Consider the following 21,319-nt stretch of genomic DNA (forward strand, 5'->3'; position numbering starts at 1 on the left):
TAAACAGGGAAACGGCACGCAGGGTTTTTTAAATAAAAAAAGCCGGGAACATAAATGCACCCGGCTACCGCTTACAAGGATTGTGTCGATTAATCGATCAGGAAACTGTCCAGGCTTTTACCTTCATCCAGCGCTTTTTTAATAGCTGCTGGGGTGCGGCCCTGGCCGGTCCATGATTTTTTCTCGCCGTTTTCGTCGGTGTAAGAATATTTAGCCGGACGCGGCGCACGCTTAGTGCGTTTTTTACCCTGCTCCAGGGCACCTAATAATTCATTAGGATCGATGCCGTCAGCCAGCAACATTTCGCGATATTTAGATAACTTCTCTTCTTTTTCACGATTCTGCTGCTCTTCAGCGTGAGCTTCTTCACGGCGTTCAGTCACAACGACGGTCAATTTCTCAAGAATCTCTTCCAGATCGCTCAGTGGCAGTTCACGAGCCTGGGCACGTAATGTGCGAATGTTGTTTAGAACTTTAAATGCGTCACTCATCACAATATCCTTGATTAAGGGGGTTTAATTAAACTGTAGCGACAAGACTACCTAATTCAAATAAAAAAATAAATTAATTTATTACTACAGATAATTCCGAGTGTTTTTTTAAATGGCCGTGAAGTATTCAGAATCCTTATGTGGAGAGATTATTAACCACGAATTAACACTAAACGCCTGCTATCCTTGCACAATGTAAACGATTTCATTGATTACGCACGCTGCATGAATCCACCCCAAAACTTTATAACGTTCCGGTCGATTATTTTATCGTCTTTAAAGAATTTGCATTAAATTCGCTGCCTTCCCGTCTGTTTTTCTCACCACGGCCGCTCTGCCGCTCACAAAATTAACCTGCATATAACGGCAAAGTTATCCGGTTACCCGGGACAATATCGGGATGCTTTTTTATCATTCCGGCGTTTGTATCGCGCGTTCCTGCGTTTCTCTGACGTAAAAAAATACGCGCGCGTTTACAGACCCGGTGAGTGCTACTTCGGCGAGGACGTGATTCCTTCTCTTAACGTCGGGCGTAAAAGATAAATAGCGGAGCGTCGTTGGGCGGCGATTTCGACAGAGTAACATGAGGCGTTTGATGATTTTTATTTGACGATAAAACGCATAAATAATAAATCACGGGTATCAGTAGAGCGGATTGTCAGGCCGCGCCCTTTTAACAGGGGGCGCGGCCTGAACGCTTAGTTCACCTGCGTGGCGGGACCAAATACATCGTACTGCGGCAACTGCACGTTCTGGTAGGTCTCCCAGCCGCCCCCTAAGGCTTTATACAGGGCGACGAGATCCAGCCCGCTTTGCATGCGCGCCTGGGTCGCCTGTTCCTGGGCCTGCGCCAGCTGGCGCTGTGCATCCAGCACCTCGAGGAAAGTGGATAATCCCTGACGATAACTGTCACTGGCCAGATCGAAGGTACGCTGCAGCGCGCCAGTCGTCTCATCCAGTGCCGTTACCCGTTGCTGATCGGCACGGTAACTGACCAGGGCATTTTCCACATCCTGCAGGGCAGTCAGCACCGTCTGACGGTAGTTCAGTGCCGCGCTGGCCTGTTGCGCCCGCGCCAGCCTGACGCTGGAAACCAGCCTTCCCCCCTGGAAGATGGGAATAGATAACGACGGTCCCACGCTGTAGAAATGACTGCTCCAGTTATCAAGATAGCTGACGTCAGTGTTACGCACGCCCAACTGACCGGTCAGCGACAGGCTGGGGAACAGCTGCGCAACAGACACGCCAATCTCGGCGGTCTGTGCATGCAGTGTGGCTTCTGCCTGACGAATATCCGGACGACGTCGCGCCAGTGTGGAAGGAATGCCCACAGAAACAAACGCAGGCAGTGCAGGCAGTGCTTTCGGCTCGCTTAACTCGGCATCCAGCGCGCCCGGCGTTTTGCCCAACAGCACGGCCAGCCCGTTCATCGCCTGGCGCGTTTGTGCCTGATACTGCGGCAACTGCGCCTGCAGACTGCTTAACTGCGCGCGGGCATTTTCGACATTCGTGACTGGCGCTAAGCCGTTGCGCTGTTGGCTTTCCGTCAGTTGCCAGGTCTGATCCGCCACCGCAATCTGTTGTTGTAACGTTTTTACCGTTGCCTGCGCGCCACGCAGCTGTAACCACGCGCGCACCACTTCGGCCTCAAGCGACACCAGCGCGTCGTTGCGCTGCTCAATCGCCGCCTGCTGTTGGGCATTCGCTGACTCGATCTGGCGGCGCACCTTGCCCCATAGATCCAGTTCCCAACTGGCATCGAAACTGCCCTGATACAGCGTGACGGGCTGTGTCAGGCCGTTCAGCTGGCTGGCGACATTACTGTCGAGCTGGTCGGCACCGTTGGCTTTCAGTAGCCCTTCCAGGCCAAGCTGCTGACGGGTGACTTTGGCTGAACCGTTAAGGCTGGGAAACAACCCGCCCTGCGCCTGTGATAACTGCTCGCGCGCCCCGGCAATGCGCAATACTGCCTGTTGTAATGAGAGGTTACCTTCGATGGCGCGCGCAATCAGGCTATCGAGCTGAGGATCCCCGAAATTGCGCCACCAGCGCGAATCCACCGCTGACGTTTGCGGCCTTGAGGTTTCCTGTGAATCCAGAGCGTGATAGCTGCCCGGGAGCTGGGGCTTTGGCGCCTGGTAGTCCGGGCCAACGCTGCAGCCCGTCAGGGCGAACAACAGCATCAGGTTGAGTGGATTCAGGCGATGCGTAGTCATAACTTTCATGTCAGTGTGCTCCTGCACTGCCTTCGCTCTTGACAGGCGACAGCAGCCAACAAAATGGAATCAAAATCAGGGCAACGATACTCAAGCCTGAAAAGACGTCGATATAAGCCAGAATGCGGGACTGGACAATCATCTCTTTGTAGAGCTGACCCGTTGCCAACGTAACGGGATCGCCCACCGCAGAAGTGAAGTCGCGAATCGCCTGTGCCCAGTGCTGAACGGTGATGTTGAACTGTTCGTTCAGCGGCGTCATGTTGTGCACCATATGGGCCGAACGCGCCTGCTCCCGTTCAGTAATCGCCGCGGTGGACAACGAGATACCAATCGAACCCGCTACGTTACGGAACATGGTGAACAGGGCTGAGGCGTCCGCATTCAGGCGCTGGGGAATCGTAATAAAGGCAATGGTAGTCAACGGCACGAACAGGAAGCCCAGGCCAATTGACTGCGCACTGCGCATCATGACCAGCGTCGTGAAATCGACATCAGGCGTTAAGGACGCCGAATAGAAGAAGGCCAGCGCCAGGCAGCTAAAACCAAAGGCAATAATGTAGCGGGTCTGCACCACCGGCATCAGTTTCAAGACCAGCGGAATGGTCAAGACGATCAACACCGCGCCGGGAGACAGCACCAGTCCCGACCAGGTCGCCGTGTAGCCGAGATCCTGCTGCGCCAGCTGGGGCAGAACCACCGAGCTGCCGTAAAGTATCATCGCCATGCCGGCCATTAATAAACCAGCAACCCAGAAATTGCGATCTTTCATGACCAGAATGTCAACGACCGGTTTACGGGCATACATCAGCCAGTAAATGGCCCCCACGATCCCGACCAGCGCCAGCACGGCAAACAGGACGATAAAGTGCGAGGCGAACCAGTCTTCATCCTCGCCACGATCCAGCATGACCTGCAAACATCCCAGGCCGAGCGTAATCAGGCTGATGCCGATATAGTCGATCTTGAGTTTGCCCTTGGCCCATTTACGCTCCCACGGCGGATCTTCCAGCAAGGGTAAAATGGCCATGATGGTCAGCACGCCGACCGGGATATTAATAAAGAATACCCAGCGCCAGCTGTAATTATCGGTGATCCAGCCACCCAGCGTCGGGCCAATAACCGGCGCAACGATAATCGCGATAGAAGAAAGGCCAAACGCTTTGCCCCGATCTTCGGGTTTGAAGTAGTCGAGCAGCACCGACTGTTGTACCGGCTGCAGCCCGCCGCCAAAAAAGCCCTGCAGGACGCGAAACAGAATAATTTGCCAGAGTTCCGTGGCAATACCGCACAGGAAGGAGCAGATGGTAAACATCACAATGCAGATTAAAAAAAACTGTTTGCGGCCAAACAGACGGCTGAAAAAGGCAGAGATGGGCAGCACGATACCGTTCGCTACCAGATACGACGTCAATACCCAGGTTGATTCATCGTAACTGGAAGAGAGTGAACCCGCGATGTGCGGCAGGGCCACGTTAACGATGGTGGTATCCAGGATTTCCATAAATACCGCCAGCGTGACCGTAATGGCCACTAGCCAGGGGTTACTGGCGGGTTTCCAGCTCTGCGATTCGCTCATTCCACGGTTACCTTCGGTTCAACCGATAATCCCAGTGGCAGCGGTCGGTTTGGATCCAGCCCTTTATCAATCACGATTTTCACCGGAACACGCTGGACAATTTTCACGTAGTTACCCGTGGCATTCTCAGACGGGAAGGTGGAGAAACGCGATCCTGTGCCCATCTGAATACTGTCGACATGCCCTTCCAGCTTCATGTCTGGCCAGGCGTCTACGCTGATTGCCACTTTGTCACCGGGATTCATTCGCTCAAGCTGAGACTCTTTAAAGTTTGCGGTGATCCAGATGTCCGGAGAAACCAGCGAGAACAGAGCACTTCCCGCCTGGACCAGCGTGCCCATCTGGACATTGCGCTTCGTGACAAAGCCATCGTAAGGCGCACGAACCTGAGTGTAAGAGAGATTCAGCTCAGCCACGTTGAGCTGCGCTTTGGCCTGCTCAACCTGCTCCTGACGCGCTTCAACATTGGTTTCCTGCTGACGAATTTGCAGGGCAACCTGCGAGGCCACTTCCACCTGAGCTTTGGCACTTTGCAGCTGTGCCTGCGCAGAACGGAGCTGTGCAGATGCCGAGTCGATGTTTCGCTGACTGGTGGCACGCGGATCGACGCCACGCTGGCGCCGGTAGTCCGCCTGGGCGTTCATGTAGTTGGCTTCGGCTTTCGCCTGGTCGGCCAGCGCCTGATCGCGCTGGGCCGGATACTGAACACGAGAGAGAGCTAACTGCGCCTGTGCCTGATGCAGCTGTGCCGTGGCCAGACCCAACTGGGCTTTAGCCTGAGCACGCTGGGCCTCATTGTCACTCGGATCGATTTCAACCAGCAGATCGCCCTTCCTGACGCGTTGGTTATCGTTAACCAGCAGTTTAACAACATAGCCGGACGCTTTTGCGGCAATGGTGACCGCATTGCCTTCGGTAAAGGCGTCGTCAGTGGTTTCTTCGTTACGGGTCGTAAACCAGAAGAAAAAGGCCACGATTAGCATGACCACCACGACAACGGCCAGGATGATTAACGGTTTTTTGCCGGGGCGTTTGCGCGGCTTTTCGTCGTCATGATCCTGATTGTCATGTGGCTGGCTGTTTTTATCTGGCGCGTTTTCTGCGTCTTCCTGATGTGAATCGCGGTTGTTGTTCTCGCTCATAGTGTCCGTCGCTGGCTAAGGCCCTCTGTCCTGGGCGTAGAAAGTCCACTAAACATTAGATCGAAAACTGACAAAATCCAGTACAACTTTACGTAACTTGAGAAAGGCAGCACATCCTGCACCGCGGCAGGATGTGTCTGAGTCAGGCGACCAGTATCAGCAACAGCCAACCCGTGAGCATTGACCAGGCGAGTAAGGGCACGGAGAAGAGATGAAAACGCCACCAGATGGCGCGATCTTTGGCCATTCGTAGCGCAATAAGGTTAGCGAGCGAACCGGGAAGCAAACCAAAGCCACCAATATTGACCGCCCAGGCAAGCACTTCTGTCGGCTGCACTTTTTGCAGTAGCAGGATGGTGGCCGGCACATTACTGATGACCTGGGACAGACCGATGGCCAGCAGATAAAGCTCGCCTTTGCCCAGATGCGTAATGGCATCGAAATGCGCCTGAACGACCGGTAAACGCGTCAGCAAGAAGACATCCAGGAACATCACGATGAAGACCACCAGCAGGCTCCAGTCGATATTGAGCAAGACCTGACGCGCCATAATCAGGAAACACACCATAATCAGCAACAGGGCCCAACCGGTCACATGCCATTCCAGCGCGGCAATAAAAAGCAGATACAGCACGACACTGACGGCAAAAAGGGGTTTCTGCCAGTTGTGCTCTTCGATGGTCTCGTGCTTGTCAATCGTGCGTTTGGCAAAGCTGAACCAGGTCACCACCATCAGGCTCAGCAGCAGCCAGGCGGCCAGCGGCGTCATTTGCAAGATAAAACCGCCCACGCTCAAAGAGCCGTGGCTCCACAGCAAAATATTTTGTGGATTGCCCACCGGGGTGAGTAGCGAACCGGCATTGACCGCCAGCGCTTCAAAGATAATCAGGCGCGAGATAGGTAAATGCGAAAATTTGCGTAACGTCAGCGTCAGCGGCACCAAAATAAACAGCGCCACATCGTTGGTTAAGAAGGTCGACAGCAGCGCCGCCGCCAGCACCATAAAGAGTGCCAGCGTGCGTTCGTGTTTGAAGCGCGCAATTAACCTGGCCCCGAGAACATCAAAATACCCGCTGGTTTCTAACCCTTTTGTGAGGATAAGTAATCCACTCAGGGTAATGATGGTATGCCAGTCCACCGCGGCGGGAAGATCCGGCCAGCGATAGTCAGCAAGAAACAGCAGAACAACCCCAACAACGACTAACAAGTGCAATATATGGTCATGCAAAAATGAGCGAAGCACGATGGGCATGATGTCCGGCGCCTTACCTGAGGGTTAATTGTTTTCGTAAAATTTCTGGAATACAGCCAGGGTTTCATCACTCACGTGATGTTCAATGCCTTCTGAATCGCGCCGTGCCGTCTCCGGACTGATGCCAAGCGCTAACAGAAAGGTTTCAACAATATGATGGCGGGCGCGGCTCTCTTCAGCCAGCTTTTCGCCTTCACGTGTCAAAAAGACACCACGATAAGGGACCTGCTCTACCAGCCCGGCGGTACCTAATCGCTTTAACATTTTTGCGACGGTGGGTTGCGAAACCCCCAGGCGCGCCGCCATATCGACCTGACGTGCTTCACCAAATTCACCAATTAAATCAGAGATTAGCTCAACATAATCATCAATCAGCTCACGGCGATGCGCCTCGCGCACCTGCCGAAACCCTTCGACATGCTCTTCAATATCTTTTAGTGGTCCTTGCGGGGCAGAAACCACGCTTTTGGCACGACGACTCATTCAGCTTCCTCTTTATTTTTTTCCACACCAGCCCTGCCGTATGGATTTAGCTGCGCTCATTGTAAACCAGGCGCAAATAAGCTCAAATTTTTCGTCGTTAGCCTTGGCTAAACGATATAGCCAATGCTATATTTGTTGATAATGTAAACAGAGTGGTGCATTAAAGCACGATTAGGCCAGTCTGCTTACCGTTGCGTTAAATTAATTGGGAGGTGATGTTATGAGCACCCTGAAAAGCTGCATCGACTGCGGCAAATGCTTTCAGGCAGAAAAATCTACATCAGGTATGAAATCCTGGTGGTGCCTGCTGACGCGTTCCCCTTTTACGCTGCGCCTGATGTTGATCAACAAACTCCTGGGTCACGAACCTGAAGAACGCCACTGCCAGAAACTGATCTGGCGCGGCTAATCGTTGATAACGCCTTCTGGCTGCGAGCCTGAAGGTGCCATCTTCCGGCTGCTCGCCCTTTTTTTTCGCTGTCTGGCTGCGCCATTCGCGCACGATTTGCCTTTTGCTGTCGCCCGTTTGCACACCTCCAGCGCTTCTCACTTTTGCATCACCCTGTCTGTGGCAATCCCACGTTTATTTTGCAACCCACGACCACGTGGCTGTCTCCGGCATCGCCTGGCGGATCGCTTTTCTCATTGTGCAGCCGTCGTTTTCAGCACGAGCAAGCCGGTAAGCTCAGAGGGAGACAGGCTGCGGCGCCGCATCCGGTAGGGAGTCAGGGTACTTGAAGATATCGGGAAGACGTGAAGGCCAGGCTGACGCTCTCTGGCGGGCTGTTTTTTTGTCACCAATAAAAACGGCCCTTAACAGGGCCGTTTTTTTAAACTCGACTAAGATCACTTAGAAGCTGTAACCTACGCCAGCAATCCAGGTGCCAACGTCAACGCTACGGATGCGGCTCTGCTCATAGCCCACGTCCAGTGCAACGTTTTCCATTGGGTTGAACTGCATACCTGCGCCGTAAGAGAAACCGTAATCGCTGGTATCAGTTTTGCCGCGTGAAGCAGTGTCGTTCTGCTGGTATTTACCGTAGCCAACACCGACTACACCATAGATGCTTGCCCAGTCATTCAGACGGAATGCTGGACCACCGGTGATGCCGTAGTACTGGCCTTTATTGTAAATGCCATCTTCGGTACGATCTTTCTCGGTGTAGGTGAATGAGCCGATCCAACCCAGTGGGTTAGAACCGTCTTCATAACGATATTTCAGGTTGAAGCCGTTTGCTTTGTTAGCAACGCCCTGGTAGTCGCTCTGTGCGTAGCCACCGGTTACAGTGCTTTGTGCCATGGCGGAACCTGTCGCTACTGCTAACACACAGGCTAATGCTGAAAGACATGCAATTTTTTTCATAACCACCTCAAATGTGAAAGTACTTCTCTCCTGACAACGCTAAAAATATAACAAAAATTAGCGAGAAACTCTGCCCGCATTTTGTTGTCTAAGACATAGTTTGGTGTAACAGGAAGTTAATGAAGTTTCGTATGTCATTCTTTTTTCTTATAAAATACGTCATATGATTGCAACAAACCTGCTTAATAAATTTTCATGCTTTAAGTTAATTCCTAAAAAATCCTGACATTAATTTACTTTTGCAGCCGCAAATGTGCCTAAAATCCAGGCAAACAGACAAAATTAAAATCGGTTTACGTCCTCTTTTTGACCGCCACTTCCATTACACTGGTCATCTTTAGCTCATGTTTGGGAAGTGCCTACAGGATGTCAGCCACCTCGTTAAAGTCCATTACACCCGTTTTTATTCCCGTTATTGTTCTGCTTGTCTCAATGTTGTCACTTCAGGGCGGTGCCTCGCTGGCGAAAACCCTGTTTCCCACCGTGGGCGCAACCGGCATTACTGCGCTGCGTCTGGGATTTGGCACCCTGATCCTGTGCATTATTTTCAAACCCTGGCGACTGCGTTTTAGCCGGGAACAACGTACGCCGCTGCTGATTTATGGTTTGTCACTGGGCGCGATGAACTTCCTGTTCTACCTCTCCATCCGTACCGTGCCCTTAGGCATTGCGGTGGGCCTGGAGTTTGTCGGTCCACTGACGCTGGCGCTGCTCGGTTCGCGCCGCGCGCTGGACTTTGTCTGGGTCCTGCTTGCCGTGGCAGGGCTGTGGTTCCTGCTGCCGTTTAGCACCGGCATTGCCTCGGTGGATCCGGTCGGCGCGCTGTTCGCGCTGGGTGCCGGCGCCTGTTGGGCGATATATATCTTATCGGGCCAGCGCGCAGGGGCAGAACATGGTGCTGCGACCGTGGCCATCGGATCGCTTATTGCCTCGCTGGTTTTTGTTCCCGTGGGTCTGACGTTTGCCGCCAGTGGCATCTGGCAGTGGAGCGTGGTTCCCGTCGCGATTCTGGTGGCGTTTCTTTCTACAGCACTGCCCTACTCGCTGGAAATGGTGGCGTTAACGCGCTTGCCGGCGCGCATCTTTGGCACATTGATGAGCCTTGAGCCTGCAGTGGCAGCTCTGTCGGGGATGATGTATCTGCATGAAAGCCTCTCGGGTAAGCAATGTCTGGCGTTGCTGGCCATCATCCTGGCTTCCGCAGGCGCCACCTTGACGATGCGTCCAAGAAAGAGTCAGTTAAATGAAGTTGAATTGACCGACAACGTAAAAAAATAATCCGCTTTAGCCTGTTGAAAAACATGCTAAATAACAATAAAAATCATCTTGATAATTATTTCATCGAAAATGTCATTGAAAATTAATATTTTGAAACACACAAAACCTCTTTCCAGAACCCCCACCTAACCAACTGATTTTTATTACCTTTAAAGCGCTGTTAAATTTAACATATTATTAACTCTTTCGGTGTTTACGTCGTTAGAGCTAAGGCAGATGCTATTTCAGCCATTGATAAGGCCAATCCTGCAAATCCCGGAATCGCTGCTATACTTAGTTTCGTACTTGATTAGGACAACCATTGAATGAGAGGACTGAAACAATGAGTACCGCTAAACTGGTTAAAACAAAATCTTCTGATCTACTTTACACCCGTAATGATGTGGCAGATGACGAAAAGAGAGCCACCATTGAGGTGCTCAACCGCCTGGTAGTGGAGTTCATTGATCTGTCGTTGATCACCAAGCAAGCCCACTGGAACATGCGTGGTGCAAACTTCATCGGCGTGCATGAGATGCTGGATGGCTTCCGCACCGCGATTACCGATCACCAGGATACTATCGCTGAACGTGTTGTGCAGTTGGGCGGTGTGGCACTGGGTACCACCCAAGTTGTGAACGACAAAACGCCGCTGAAAAGCTACCCGTTAAATATTCACAGCGTACAAGATCATCTGAAAGCGCTGGCCGATCGTTACGGCATTGTCGCTAACGATACACGTAAAGCGATTTCGGAAGTTAAAGACGAAGATACTGCAGATATTTTCACTGCCGCCTCGCGTGACCTTGATAAATTCCTGTGGTTTATCGAATCCAATATCGAATAATGTCAGACACTGAGGTGTCAACAGGCGGGGAAACCCGCCTTTTTTACGTCTGTGTAATTATAATTTTATGACTTTGTTAACAGTTCTTACTTCCTGCCCTTCCTGTTTTTCCCGTCTGATGCACACTACCTCTGCACCACCGTAGCACGATGCACCAACAAAGAGCACCAAAACAGTGTACACCGTTTGACCTGTGCAGAATCGTGTCAGCGATTGTGTCACAGGCGGTGAATTCTGCGGTTTTTGCAAAGTTGGCATAATTTTTTCATATGATAGCCCGCAAACGATAGCTCGCAAACCTGGCTTTGGGCCCGGTCGTAAAAAGGAAAAATAATGAAATCGCTGTTTAACGTCTCTGTGGCCGCCCTGGCGCTGGCCTTCTCTCTCTCCGCTACCGCAGCCGAAAAGAAACTGATTGTCGCCACTGATACCGCCTTTGTCCCGTTTGAATTTAAACAGGGTGATAAGTACGTTGGGTTTGATGTGGATTTGTGGGACGCCATCGCCAAAGAATTAAAACTGGATTACACCCTGAAGCCAATGGATTTCAGTGGCATCATCCCTGCACTGCAAACGCGCAACGTTGACCTGGCCTTAGCCGGTATCACCATTACGGATGAACGTAAAAAAGCGATCGAATTTTCTGATGGCTATTACAAAAGTGGTCTGCTGGTGATGGTGCGTAATAACGAAAACGACATCAAAAGCATCAATGACCTTAACGGCAAAGTGGTCGCGGTGAAGAGCGGAACCGGCTCGGTGGATTACGCCAAGAGCCACATTAAAACCAAAGATCTGCGTCAGTTCCCTAACATCGACAACGCCTATATGGAACTGGGCACCAACCGTGCTGACGCCGTGCTGCACGATACGCCAAACATCCTCTACTTTATTAATACTGCGGGCAAAGGCCGCTTCAAGGCAGTCGGTGATTCCATTGAAGCACAACAGTACGGTATTGCCTTCCCGAAAGGCAGTGACGACCTGCGTGAAAAAGTGAATGGCGCCCTGAAAACGCTTAAAGAGAACGGTACGTATAACCAGCTCTACAAAAAATGGTTCGGCACCGATCCTAAATAATAACTGAAACGGTTTTACTTTTTTCAGCAGGGAAGATTTCCCTGCTTTTTTCCATCGCAACAACTGGAGTTTCACCATGGAGTTTGACTGGAGCGTCATTTGGCCAGCCATGCCCGCGCTGCTCGAAGGCGCAAAAATGACCTTAATTATTTCCATTATCGGCCTGGTGGGCGGTTTGATCATCGGGCTGGTCGCGGGTTTTGCGCGCGCTTACGGCGGCTGGATAAGCAATCATATTGCCCTGGTTTTTATTGAAATCATTCGTGGCACGCCTATCGTTGTGCAGGTCATGTTTATCTATTTCGCCCTGCCAATGGCTTTCCCGGATTTACGTATCGATCCTTTCACCGCTGCCGTGGTGACCATCATGATCAACTCGGGCGCTTATATTGCGGAAATCACGCGCGGCGCCGTGCTGTCAATTAATAAAGGTTTTCGCGAAGCCGGCCTGGCGCTGGGCCTGTCGAGCCGTGAAACCCTGCGCTATGTGATTATGCCGTTAGCGCTGCGCCGTATGCTCCCTCCGCTTGGTAACCAGTGGATCGTCAGTATCAAAGATACCTCTCTGTTTATCGTGATTGGCGTGGCCGAACTGACGCGTCAGGGCCAGGAAATTATTGCCGGTAACTTTCGCGCGCTGGAAATCTGGAGTGCGGTAGCGATTATCTATCTTGTGATTACGTTGGTGTTGAGCTTTGTGCTGCGCCGCATTGAGAAAAGGGTGAAAATCCTGTGATTGAATTTAAAGACGTCTCAAAGCATTTTGGCAAAACCCAGGTGCTACACAATATCGACCTGAAAATTAAGCAGGGAGAAGTGGTGGTAATTATTGGCCCATCCGGCTCCGGTAAATCCACACTGCTGCGCTGTATTAACAAGCTGGAAGAGATCACCAGCGGTGAGCTGATTGTCGATGGATTGAAAGTTAACGATCCGAAAGTCGACGATCGCCTGATTCGTCAGGAAGCGGGCATGGTGTTCCAGCAGTTTCACCTTTTCCCGCAGATGAGCGCCCTGGATAACGTGGCTTTTGGTCCGATTCGGGTACGGGGTGCCAGCAAAGAAGAGGCTCGTCAACTGGCGCAAAGCCTGCTGGCTAAAGTGGGCCTGGCCGAACGCGCCGGTCACTTTCCCTCTGAGCTGTCCGGCGGCCAGCAGCAGCGTGTCGCAATTGCCCGCGCGCTGGCGGTTAAGCCCAAGATGATGCTTTTCGATGAGCCGACCTCTGCGCTGGACCCGGAGCTTCGTCATGAAGTCTTGAAGGTGATGCAGGATCTGGCTGAAGAAGGCATGACGATGGTCATCGTCACCCATGAAGTCGGCTTTGCACAGAAAGTCGCATCGCGGCTGATCTTTATTGATAAAGGTCGCATTGCTGAAGACGGCGATCCTGATACGCTGATCAGCCATCCGCCAAGTGAACGTCTGCGCGAATTTTTACAGCACGTTTCCTGAGTGATTAACACAGCAGCCCATAACGGGCTGCTGTCTCATCGTGACAGACGCTGTGCGCGTTGGGCGGCGGACATAAAGCTCCACGCCAGAAAACGGCTCTGCTTCTGCCCCTGCGCCATATTGACGACCCGGACCACCGCGGTATCCAGTGCCTGTAACTGTTTTTCCAGCGCAGGCAAATGCTCTTTTCGCGATACCAGTGAGGTAAACCACACCACCTGACTTGCCAGGCCAGCGCTTTCCGCAATCATTTTCCCCACAAACGCTTTTTCACCGCCTTCGCACCAGAGCTCATTATGCTGACCGCCAAAGTTGAGCGGCGCCGACTGCTGTAAGCCCAGATTTCGTGATTTACGCTGTGAACCCGCCGCCGCCTCTGCAGCCGACGCATGAAATGGCGGATTGCAGATGACCGCATGGAAAAACGCACCTTTATTCACAACGCCGTTCAGCACCGCCTGAGGATTTTTTTGCCGACGTAAGCGGATCAGACGCGACATACCGGCGTTGGCGGCGACAATTTTACCTGCGGCTTTCAGGGCAGCGTCGTCGATTTCGGTTCCGGTGAAACGCCAGCCGTATTCTGCGGCTCCAATCAGGGGATAAATGCAGTTTGCCCCGCAGCCAATATCCAGCACGTCGGCCGAGGGAACCCTGCCCTGATTATCCAGCGCCAGGAGATCCGCCAGATAATGCAGGTAGTCGGCGCGCCCCGGCACGGGCGGACACAGCGATCCCGGCGCCAGCTGCCAGTCGAGTCCGTAGAAGAGTTTAAGCAGCGCCTGGTTAAGCAGCATCACGGCCTCGGGATCGGCAAAATCAACCGACATGACGCCATAACCATTGGGCCGGACCTTTGCTGCCAGCGGTGGATGCGCCGCCGTGAGGGCAGCAAAATCATATTCACCCTGATGGCGGTTTCGGGCGTGGAAGAGCGACGGGCTGGCAGACTTTTTCATACTTTCTCTCATGTTTTCAGGCGCGCGTACAATACGCTGTGACTGGCAGAAAATAAACAGCATTCTCGGCTGAAAGCAGACTTTATGGCGGGCAAGCCAGGTGATGTTATGCAGGCGAATCGCTGTTTAGGGTGTTTGGCAAAGCGAATAAAAGGCAGAAGAAGGGAAAAGCATGAGCGGAGAGCAAAATGCGCGCCGCCAGTCATCATGCTGGCGGCGCGACTCACGAATGCGGGATTATTTAAAATCGACGCGCATTAAATCCTGGATGGGCATCCCTTTCGTCGTTTCTACACAACGATCGATATAGCTGGTAAAGCCCGGGGGCGAACTCATTCCCAGACGCAGCAACTTATCATTAGAAAACACGACATTCAGACGGGCAAACTCGCCGTACAGACGCATCGCGCGCAGCATCAGGCGTTCGTTGCAAGGCCCGTAAATCTTTTTAAAGTTCTTACGCTCTTTAACGATTTCGCTGAAATCAACTTGCAGATAGTTAGGTGCCAGCGGTGCACTTTTTTCTGCGGTGGCAAAGGCCGAATCGATCTCAGAGAAGGTGTTGCTGCTGCGCTCACCGGCAGAAATATGGTAGACCATCTCTTTGGTGCAGCCGTGATCCATCAGGAATACCAGGGATTTTGCACAGTAGTCCACCGGGATAACATCGACACGATCATCAAGCGAGCAGAGGAATTTCTCCAGCTTCATCACCATTTTAAATACCCAGAAAATGCTGCCTGACGGCGTACAACCTTCCTGAGAATGGCCAACAACGATGGACGGACGGGCAATGACCAGCGGCAGGTGCGGTAACTCCTGCTTGATCTTGTTTTCGATATAAGATTTGGAATAGGTGTAATCGACAATGTGATCTTCACGTGACGACAGCACCAGGTCCTCTTTGACGACTTCACCCTGATCCGGCGCGGAAGACATTGCCGTGCCCACGTGAACAAATTTTACGAATTCTGGCAGCCCAGCCATTCTGGCAGCCAGCTTAAAGGTGCCTTCGACGTTGACGCGCCAGATATCGTTATTTTCACCAAATGACGCAATCGCTGCGCAGTTGATAACGTGGCTGACCTGATCGATACGCGCATCACCCAGAAAAAGTTCGGGTGCAAGGAGATCGCCGACCAGAATATGATCTGCGGTCAGGCGTTGAATCGCCTGTGCCGAACATGAAAACTTGGTTAAATTTTCTTTAACCCTCTCCAGTCCCTGGTTAGCATCGCTGGCTCTGACAAGCAGCAGCAACTCAACATCCTGGCGCATCAGCAATTCTGCCACAACTGCACCACCAACGAATCCAGAAGATCCTGTAACAAGAATTTTTTTCATATCGACCACGAGAACAATTGATGAGGTTGTATAGTGCACCTAATTCGTTAAACAAATACGAAACTTTGTTAGCACAAAATGTATAAAATGCAATCGTTTACTTTTCGTTTACTTTTGCACCATCTGTTTTCAGCAGTAAAATCGGAAAATAACACTTAACTAACTGATATAAATAAAAATTCATCCGTTAGCACAGAAAGTAACGGCTGTTATTATTCAGGAATAATCCGGTACCTGATCGAGACCTTTTTTACAGATTTGCCCCGCCAACAGCCATTTACCCACTACGCTTGAATCAGCTTTTACAGGGAGACAACCATGAACAAACGTTATTCATACCAGCCACGCGCCGGACACGGTCTGCCGCACGATCCACTCAATGCGATTATCGGCCCGCGCCCCATCGGCTGGATAAGCTCCACCAGCGCCAAAGGCATACGTAATCTTGCCCCTTACAGCTTTTTCAACTGTTTCAATTACCTGCCGCCGATCATTGGTTTTGCCAGTAGCGGCTGGAAAGACAGTGTGCAGAATATTGCTGAAACCAAAGAATTTGTCTGGAATCTGGCGACCCGTCCGCTGGCTGAGGCCATGAATGAAAGTTCGATTTCTGCGCCCGCCGATCAGGACGAGTTTGCCCTTGCCGGTTTAACGCCCCTGGCCGCCTCTCAGGTTAACGCCAGTCTGGTGCAGGAAAGCCCGGTGAATTTTGAATGTAAACTCACGCAGCTGATTCAGTTGCAGGATGCGCAGGGAAAAGCCATCGACAGCTGGCTGGTGTTAGGCGAAGCCGTCGCTATCCACATTGACGAAAGGCTACTGGAAAACGGGATTTATCAGACGGCAAAAGCCGAACCGATTCTGCGCGCGGGCGGCCCCAGTGCCTATTACGGGATCACTGAGGCGCAGCGGTTTGACCTGGTGCGTCCGGATGCGCGGCGGGGATAAATCTCAGAGCACCTCCGGCATCTGGGTTCGAAGGACCTGCACCGCGCGGGCAATCTCCGGTGCCAGCCAGCGATCCTCTTGCCAGCAGGGTACAATCTGACGCAGACGTCGCCAGGCGCGAAGGGTTCCACTTGCCAGTTGCGCCTCACCGTGGAACTCCAGCGCCTGGGCCGCCAGCAGGTATTCAATGGCGAGAATGTAATAGACGTTACTCACGGTTTTCAGCAATTTTAATGCCGCACCGGTTCCCAGACTGAGGTGGTCTTCCTGTAGCCCGGAGGTGATGTAGTTATCCAGCACCGCCGGCTGAGCCAACTGGCGATTCTCAGCACAGAGCGAAGCCGCCACGTATTGCGCAATCATCATGCCGGAGTTGACGCCGGGCTGGCCGACCAGGAAAGGCGGTAAGCCGCTGACCAACGGGTTGACCAGACGATCCAGACGCCGTTCGGCAATGCTCCCCAGTTCCGCCAGGGCAATGGCCAGCAGGTCGCAGGCCATCGCGACCGATTCACCGTGTGGATGCGCTTGTGAGACCACGCGCCAGGCCTGCGGTGTGCCCATTACCAGTGGATTATCGGTACAGGCGTTGAGTTCCGTTTCAATCTGACGCTCGGCATGTGCAAACTGATCGCGGCAGGCACCGTGCACCTGCGGCATGGATCGCAGGCTCAATGCATCCTGGGTCCGGATGCCGCTGCTTATCTTCAATAGCGGGCTGTCGCCCAGTAAACGCCGTAACCGCTCGCCGCTGCGCTGGATACCCGGGCTGGCTTTAAGGGACAACACCTCTTCGTCAAAGGCAACCAGCTGCCCACGCAAGGCTTCAAAACTCATGGCTCCGGTAACGTCTGCCCAGTCCAGCAAACGGCGGGCATCATCCAGCGCCAGGCAGGCCAGTCCGGTCATGCACGGCGTACCGTTTACCAGGCTAAGCCCCTCTTTTGCGCCGGGTCGATAGGGCGTGAGTCCGGTCCGCGCCAGCGCCTCACAGGCAGGCACAATCTGCCCATCAAATTCCGCCTCGCCCACGCCAATCAGCGTCAGGCTGATATGCGCCATGTGCGTCAAATACCCTACCGATCCCTGCGAAGGCACCTGAGGCGTAATGTGCTGGTTAAGCAGCACCAACAGGCGCCGAACCAGTTCGACCGACACGCCGGATTTCCCGTGACTGTAGTTCGCTATTGCGGTGCATAAGATAGCGCGCACCTCATGTTTTGCCAGCAGCGGCCCCACGCCACAGGCATGACTTAACAAGGTGTTACGCGACAGCTGACTCAGCTCTTCTTCCGCCAGCATAATATTGCACAGCGCCCCCAGCCCCGTGTTGATGCCATAGGCGATCTGACCACTCGCAACGATATTCGTTACGATTTCTCGCCCCCGGGCAATGCGCTGCCAGGCACTCTCGCTCAGCACCAGCTCGGCATCGTGGCGGGCGACCTCAACCACCTCCTGCCAGGCTACCGGCGCGTCTCCCCAGACAACAACGCGACTCATTACACAGACTCCGCTGCATGGTGGCTGGAGATAAACTGCCTGAAGCGCGCCGAGCCGCCCTCACCGAACATGTCATCCGGCGTTCCCTGACAGTCAATGGTGCCTTGATGCATAAATATCACCCGGTTTGATACGTGGCGGGCAAACCCCATTTCATGCGTCACCACTAACATGGTGCGCCCCTCTTCTGCCAGACTGCGCATGACCTTCAGCACTTCGCCGACCAGTTCAGGATCAAGTGCCGAGGTGGGCTCATCAAATAACATCACCTCCGGGTCCATGGCTAGCGCACGGGCAATGGCGACGCGCTGCTGTTGACCACCCGACAACTGGGCCGGATAAAAACCTTTGCGATTCAAAAGTCCGACCCGGTCCAGCAGCTGTTCTGCCTGCGCAATACAGGTTTTCTTATCGCGTTTCAGAACATATTGCGGCCCTTCAATGACGTTTTGCAGCACGGTCATATGGGACCAGAGATTGAAGCTCTGAAAAACCATCCCCAGGCGTGAGCGCAAACGTTCCACCTGTTTGGGATTCGCGGCCAGTTGATGCCCGCGGGCATGGCGTTTCATCTCAATGGTTTCCCCGCCGACGCTTACCACGCCGGAATCGGGTGTTTCCAGCAGGTTAATACAGCGCAGCAAGGTACTTTTGCCCGAGCCGCTGGCACCGAGGATCGAAATGACGTCACCTTTGTGGGCCTGTAATGAAATGCCTTTCAGCACTTCCATGGCGCCAAATGATTTATGGATATCGCTGGCGGACAGCGTTACGGCGGATGAATCCTGCATCTTAATCTCCCCCAGGGACGGGTTTAATGGCCGCTAGCGGCTTCTTTGCGGGCTGATGAACCGGCGTCAGTCGACGCTCAAGCAGGGCATACAGCTGCACGATGATGAAATTGAGGATCAGGTAAATGGCGGCGGCACACAGAAACACTTCCATCGTGCGGTAGGTACGCTGGATAATCTGCTGCGCGACGCCCGTGACATCCCACACGGTAACCAGGCTGGCGAGTGCGGTGGACTTCACCAGCAAAATGGCTTCGGTTGAATAGGCCGGCAAGGCATAGCGCAACATCACGGGCGCAATAATGCGCCGCAGCAGCAGCCAGCGCGACATACCGCACGCCATACCGGCTTCCACCTGCCCGGCGGGCACCGCCAGCAACGCACCACGCAGGATTTCTGCCGTATAGGCAGCGGTGCACAGGGACAGCGCCAGCACGGCACAGCTGAATGGCTCACGTAAAAACGGCCAGACAAAACTGTGGCGAATCACGCCAAACTGGCCCAGGCCGTAATAGATTAAAAACAGCTGGATCATCAGGGGAGAACCGCGAAACACCAGAATATAGCCACGGGCAAAACTGCTCAGTATGCGCCAGCGGCTCATGCGCAGCGCCAGAATGCCCACCGCCAGCACGCCGCCGCACAGGAATGAACTGATAAACAGGCCGAGCGTAACCGGCAGGGCGGCGCTTAACTTCAGGAAAGTATCAGCAAGAAAGGCAAAATCGATCATGGTGCGGTTCCTTAATGCTGTGCCGCCGTTCGGCTCTGCCAGGCGCGGCCCAGACGAGCTTCCACGCGCAGAAAAGCCCGATTCGACAGCACAGTTAACAACAGATAGCATCCGCCGCCGATCAGATAAAAGGTGAAGTAGTCCCGCGTAGAACCCGCCGCGACCTGACTGGCGCGCATCAGCTCCACGATGCCGGTGACCGAAACCAACGCAGAGTCTTTCAGGCTCATCTGCCAGACATTGGACAGGCCAGGCAGCGCGTAGCGCGCCACCTGAGGCAGCAGGATGCGCTGACGAATTCGCCAGCGCGACATGCCTGTTGCCACCGCCGCTTCCACTTCGCCCCGGGACAGCGCCAGCCGGGCAGCACGATAAACTTCAGCCTGGTAGGAGCCCGAAATCAGCCCGATCGCCAGCGCGCCGATCAGAAAAGGCGGCGCCTCGATAAATCCCTGCGCACCAAATATTTGACCGATCTGGGTGATCAGGCCTGAACCACCAAAGTAAAACAGGTAGATCACCAGTAGCTCCGGGATGCCGCGAAAAATCACCGAATAGCCCTCACCCAACCAGCGTAAGGGACGGTGAGAAGACAATTTCGCCGCGGCGATGCCTGAGCCCACGACGGCTCCTACCATCAGCGCGACCAGCGACAACAGCAATGTAGTAAGCGTTGCGCTCACTATCAGCCGCCCCCAGCCATCTGCGCCAAAACCCAGCAGGCTTATCATGCTCGACCTCACTTATGGCGTAACGTCAGTTTTAAACCATTTCTCGCTGAGCTCTTTTACGGTGCCGTCAGCCAGCGCGGCCTTAATGGCATCGTCCAGTTTTGCTTTCAGATCGCCGTCTGCCATCCGCACGCCCATGGCTTCACCTTCGCCCCAGATCGGGCCGCCCAGTTGCGGACCGCTGAAGGCCAGGTTGCTGTTGTCTTTGCGCGTCAGCATTGATTTAGCAAAGGTCACATCGTCAAACACCGCATCAATACGTCCAGCCTGTAAATCCAGAATGGCATCGGCAGAGGTGGTGTATTCGCGTATGTCGGCCACGCCTTTGAAATATTTATCGATAAAAGGCGTGTATACCGTGCCGGAGGCAATACCGATGGTTTTTCCTTTCAGGGCCGCCTTTATCGGTGCCAGTGCGGCTTCAATCTCTTTTTCATCATCATGCAACTTCGTCACGCCCTTGCCCGGGGGGAGCAGCGTCCCTTTTACGGCAATAAAGGTGGCTGGCGTAGAGGCATAGGGAAGCGTAAAACTGACCACTTTTTTTCGCTCTGGCGTGATCACAATGGCGTCCATGATCACGTCGTATTTACCCGCATTCAGCCCGGCAATCATGCCATCCCAGTTCTGGACAACCAGTTTGCATTCCATGCCCATGCGCTTGCACAGGTTGGCCATGAGTTCCGGCTCAAATCCCCCGAGTTTGCCGCCGGGCAGCGTCAGGTTCCAGGGTTCATAGCTGCCTTCCGTCGCTATCGTGATCGATTTCCACTCTTTCGCCTGCACCGCAACGGTGCTGAGCAGCAGGCTGGAAAACAGGGTCGTAAGGCAAAAACGGCGAAACGCTTCGGGGTGCTTCATACGGCTTCTCCTGGATGAAAATGCGTTTTAAGAGTGTCAGTGTTGTTTTAACAAAAAGCTTACAAGATGATGAATCATGTATATACAAGCTAACATTGTCGAATTCATTGTCGGCTTGATCGTTTTGTGAGCCAGACACGATAAATAGCAACGGGATATCGAACAGAGCTAACTTGTACATACAACCTAGCAAAGGTCGTGCCAGTTCAGGACGCTCGGCAACCGCCGCCCCATTGCCCGGTGAAAGTGCTCTTACCAGGCCAATGCCCGTTTCAGGTGCAGCA

21 protein-coding genes are annotated in these 21,319 nt (G+C 53.2%); 7 read left to right on the forward strand and 14 right to left on the reverse strand.

Annotation, left to right across the window (positions count from 1 at the left end; translation table 11 throughout):
• Positions 1–89: 89 nt before the first annotated feature.
• The 6 genes from AAIE03_RS11305 to mntR all read right to left on the reverse strand — a co-directional run bounded on the left by AAIE03_RS11305 (position 90) and on the right by mntR (position 7,163).
• Positions 90–491: an H-NS family histone-like protein gene (locus AAIE03_RS11305; protein ID WP_014606234.1), complete on the reverse strand. Its 402-nt coding sequence runs from the start codon at positions 489–491 to the stop codon at positions 90–92.
• Positions 492–1,189: 698 nt separating this feature from the next.
• Positions 1,190–2,716, reverse strand: coding sequence for an efflux transporter outer membrane subunit (locus AAIE03_RS11310; protein ID WP_024470911.1), 1,527 nt, complete (start codon positions 2,714–2,716; stop codon positions 1,190–1,192).
• A gap of 1 nt (position 2,717) precedes the next feature.
• Positions 2,718–4,286 (reverse strand): DHA2 family efflux MFS transporter permease subunit, encoded by a 1,569-nt coding sequence (locus AAIE03_RS11315; protein WP_013025177.1) that lies wholly within the window; start codon positions 4,284–4,286, stop codon positions 2,718–2,720.
• A complete protein-coding gene (locus AAIE03_RS11320; RefSeq protein ID WP_015700686.1) occupies positions 4,283–5,428 on the reverse strand; it encodes an HlyD family secretion protein in 1,146 nt (381 codons plus the stop codon). The genes AAIE03_RS11315 and AAIE03_RS11320 overlap by 4 nt, the downstream gene beginning before the upstream one ends.
• A 142-nt stretch (positions 5,429–5,570) precedes the next feature.
• Positions 5,571–6,680, reverse strand: coding sequence for an SLC13 family permease (locus tag AAIE03_RS11325; protein ID WP_498563008.1), 1,110 nt, complete (start codon positions 6,678–6,680; stop codon positions 5,571–5,573).
• Positions 6,681–6,704: 24 nt separating this feature from the next.
• Positions 6,705–7,163 (reverse strand): manganese-binding transcriptional regulator MntR, encoded by a 459-nt coding sequence (mntR, locus tag AAIE03_RS11330; RefSeq protein ID WP_013025174.1) that lies wholly within the window; start codon positions 7,161–7,163, stop codon positions 6,705–6,707.
• 220 nt (positions 7,164–7,383) lie between these two features.
• Between mntR and AAIE03_RS11335 the strand changes: the two genes are divergently transcribed.
• Positions 7,384–7,572, forward strand: a complete 189-nt coding sequence (locus tag AAIE03_RS11335) for a hypothetical protein (RefSeq protein WP_014606238.1) — start codon at positions 7,384–7,386, stop codon at positions 7,570–7,572.
• Between the two features lie 441 nt (positions 7,573–8,013).
• Here the strand turns inward: AAIE03_RS11335 and ompX are convergent, their stop codons facing one another.
• Positions 8,014–8,526 (reverse strand): outer membrane protein OmpX, encoded by a 513-nt coding sequence (ompX, locus tag AAIE03_RS11340; RefSeq protein WP_014606239.1) that lies wholly within the window; start codon positions 8,524–8,526, stop codon positions 8,014–8,016.
• 366 nt (positions 8,527–8,892) lie between these two features.
• Between ompX and rhtA the strand changes: the two genes are divergently transcribed.
• The 5 genes from rhtA (at position 8,893) to glnQ (ending at position 13,165) form a co-directional block, all read left to right on the forward strand.
• A complete protein-coding gene (rhtA, locus tag AAIE03_RS11345) occupies positions 8,893–9,804 on the forward strand; it encodes a threonine/homoserine exporter RhtA (protein WP_015700688.1) in 912 nt (303 codons plus the stop codon).
• A 322-nt stretch (positions 9,805–10,126) separates the two neighbouring features.
• Entirely contained in the window at positions 10,127–10,630 is a 504-nt protein-coding gene (gene dps, locus AAIE03_RS11350) for a DNA starvation/stationary phase protection protein Dps (protein WP_014593274.1), read from the forward strand.
• Between the two features lie 333 nt (positions 10,631–10,963).
• A complete protein-coding gene (glnH, locus tag AAIE03_RS11355; protein ID WP_014593273.1) occupies positions 10,964–11,710 on the forward strand; it encodes a glutamine ABC transporter substrate-binding protein GlnH in 747 nt (248 codons plus the stop codon).
• 76 nt (positions 11,711–11,786) lie between these two features.
• Positions 11,787–12,446: a glutamine ABC transporter permease GlnP gene (gene glnP / locus AAIE03_RS11360; RefSeq protein ID WP_014593272.1), complete on the forward strand. Its 660-nt coding sequence runs from the start codon at positions 11,787–11,789 to the stop codon at positions 12,444–12,446.
• Positions 12,443–13,165, forward strand: coding sequence for a glutamine ABC transporter ATP-binding protein GlnQ (gene glnQ / locus AAIE03_RS11365; RefSeq protein WP_014606242.1), 723 nt, complete (start codon positions 12,443–12,445; stop codon positions 13,163–13,165). The genes glnP and glnQ overlap by 4 nt, the downstream gene beginning before the upstream one ends.
• A 35-nt stretch (positions 13,166–13,200) precedes the next feature.
• On the opposite strand, the gene rlmF is transcribed toward glnQ, so the two are convergent.
• Together rlmF and AAIE03_RS11375 are read right to left on the reverse strand one after the other, a co-directional pair.
• The gene (gene rlmF / locus AAIE03_RS11370; RefSeq protein ID WP_028714970.1) at positions 13,201–14,124 is read right to left on the reverse strand and encodes a 23S rRNA (adenine(1618)-N(6))-methyltransferase RlmF; all 924 of its coding nucleotides are present in this window, start codon (positions 14,122–14,124) and stop codon (positions 13,201–13,203) included.
• Between the two features lie 237 nt (positions 14,125–14,361).
• The gene (locus AAIE03_RS11375; protein WP_014593269.1) at positions 14,362–15,468 is read right to left on the reverse strand and encodes an SDR family oxidoreductase; all 1,107 of its coding nucleotides are present in this window, start codon (positions 15,466–15,468) and stop codon (positions 14,362–14,364) included.
• A gap of 318 nt (positions 15,469–15,786) precedes the next feature.
• On the opposite strand from AAIE03_RS11375, the gene AAIE03_RS11380 reads away from it, so the two are divergent.
• Entirely contained in the window at positions 15,787–16,416 is a 630-nt protein-coding gene (locus tag AAIE03_RS11380; RefSeq protein WP_014593268.1) for a flavin reductase family protein, read from the forward strand.
• Positions 16,417–16,419: 3 nt separating this feature from the next.
• Here AAIE03_RS11380 and AAIE03_RS11385 read toward each other — a convergent pair whose 3' ends face one another.
• From AAIE03_RS11385 to AAIE03_RS11405, 5 genes are read right to left on the reverse strand one after another with little or no spacing between them, the layout of a single operon-like run.
• Positions 16,420–17,919, reverse strand: a complete 1,500-nt coding sequence (locus AAIE03_RS11385) for an HAL/PAL/TAL family ammonia-lyase (RefSeq protein ID WP_028714969.1) — start codon at positions 17,917–17,919, stop codon at positions 16,420–16,422.
• The gene (locus tag AAIE03_RS11390; protein ID WP_028714968.1) at positions 17,919–18,710 is read right to left on the reverse strand and encodes an ABC transporter ATP-binding protein; all 792 of its coding nucleotides are present in this window, start codon (positions 18,708–18,710) and stop codon (positions 17,919–17,921) included. The genes AAIE03_RS11385 and AAIE03_RS11390 overlap by 1 nt, the downstream gene beginning before the upstream one ends.
• Position 18,711: 1 nt before the next feature.
• On the reverse strand, positions 18,712–19,443 hold the full coding sequence (locus tag AAIE03_RS11395) for an ABC transporter permease (protein ID WP_013025162.1): 732 nt from the start codon (positions 19,441–19,443) through the stop codon (positions 18,712–18,714).
• An 11-nt stretch (positions 19,444–19,454) separates the two neighbouring features.
• Complete coding sequence (locus AAIE03_RS11400; RefSeq protein WP_014606245.1) at positions 19,455–20,174, reverse strand: ABC transporter permease; 720 nt, start codon at positions 20,172–20,174, stop codon at positions 19,455–19,457.
• A gap of 12 nt (positions 20,175–20,186) precedes the next feature.
• Entirely contained in the window at positions 20,187–21,035 is an 849-nt protein-coding gene (locus AAIE03_RS11405; protein WP_014606246.1) for a transporter substrate-binding domain-containing protein, read from the reverse strand.
• Positions 21,036–21,319 lie beyond the last annotated feature (284 nt).

The organism is Pantoea sp. Ae19-2 (genome assembly GCF_059801205.1).

Bases quoted from the DNA above. Each gene is read 5' to 3' on its own strand.
- AAIE03_RS11400 (WP_014606245.1), bottom strand. From the start codon at position 20,174: ATGATAAGCCTGCTGGGTTTTGGCGCAGATGGCTGGGGGCGGCTGATA.
- AAIE03_RS11315 (WP_013025177.1), bottom strand. From the start codon at position 4,286: ATGAGCGAATCGCAGAGCTGGAAACCCGCCAGTAACCCCTGGCTAGTG.
- AAIE03_RS11380 (WP_014593268.1), top strand. From the start codon at position 15,787: ATGAACAAACGTTATTCATACCAGCCACGCGCCGGACACGGTCTGCCG.
- rlmF (WP_028714970.1), bottom strand. From the start codon at position 14,124: ATGAAAAAGTCTGCCAGCCCGTCGCTCTTCCACGCCCGAAACCGCCAT.
- dps (WP_014593274.1), top strand. From the start codon at position 10,127: ATGAGTACCGCTAAACTGGTTAAAACAAAATCTTCTGATCTACTTTAC.
- AAIE03_RS11320 (WP_015700686.1), bottom strand. From the start codon at position 5,428: ATGAGCGAGAACAACAACCGCGATTCACATCAGGAAGACGCAGAAAAC.
- mntR (WP_013025174.1), bottom strand. From the start codon at position 7,163: ATGAGTCGTCGTGCCAAAAGCGTGGTTTCTGCCCCGCAAGGACCACTA.
- AAIE03_RS11310 (WP_024470911.1), bottom strand. From the start codon at position 2,716: ATGAAAGTTATGACTACGCATCGCCTGAATCCACTCAACCTGATGCTG.
- AAIE03_RS11395 (WP_013025162.1), bottom strand. From the start codon at position 19,443: ATGATCGATTTTGCCTTTCTTGCTGATACTTTCCTGAAGTTAAGCGCC.
- glnP (WP_014593272.1), top strand. From the start codon at position 11,787: ATGGAGTTTGACTGGAGCGTCATTTGGCCAGCCATGCCCGCGCTGCTC.
- AAIE03_RS11305 (WP_014606234.1), bottom strand. From the start codon at position 491: ATGAGTGACGCATTTAAAGTTCTAAACAACATTCGCACATTACGTGCC.
- AAIE03_RS11390 (WP_028714968.1), bottom strand. From the start codon at position 18,710: ATGCAGGATTCATCCGCCGTAACGCTGTCCGCCAGCGATATCCATAAA.
- AAIE03_RS11385 (WP_028714969.1), bottom strand. From the start codon at position 17,919: ATGAGTCGCGTTGTTGTCTGGGGAGACGCGCCGGTAGCCTGGCAGGAG.
- AAIE03_RS11405 (WP_014606246.1), bottom strand. From the start codon at position 21,035: ATGAAGCACCCCGAAGCGTTTCGCCGTTTTTGCCTTACGACCCTGTTT.
- AAIE03_RS11325 (WP_498563008.1), bottom strand. From the start codon at position 6,680: ATGCCCATCGTGCTTCGCTCATTTTTGCATGACCATATATTGCACTTG.
- ompX (WP_014606239.1), bottom strand. From the start codon at position 8,526: ATGAAAAAAATTGCATGTCTTTCAGCATTAGCCTGTGTGTTAGCAGTA.
- AAIE03_RS11375 (WP_014593269.1), bottom strand. From the start codon at position 15,468: ATGAAAAAAATTCTTGTTACAGGATCTTCTGGATTCGTTGGTGGTGCA.
- AAIE03_RS11335 (WP_014606238.1), top strand. From the start codon at position 7,384: ATGAGCACCCTGAAAAGCTGCATCGACTGCGGCAAATGCTTTCAGGCA.
- glnH (WP_014593273.1), top strand. From the start codon at position 10,964: ATGAAATCGCTGTTTAACGTCTCTGTGGCCGCCCTGGCGCTGGCCTTC.
- rhtA (WP_015700688.1), top strand. From the start codon at position 8,893: ATGTCAGCCACCTCGTTAAAGTCCATTACACCCGTTTTTATTCCCGTT.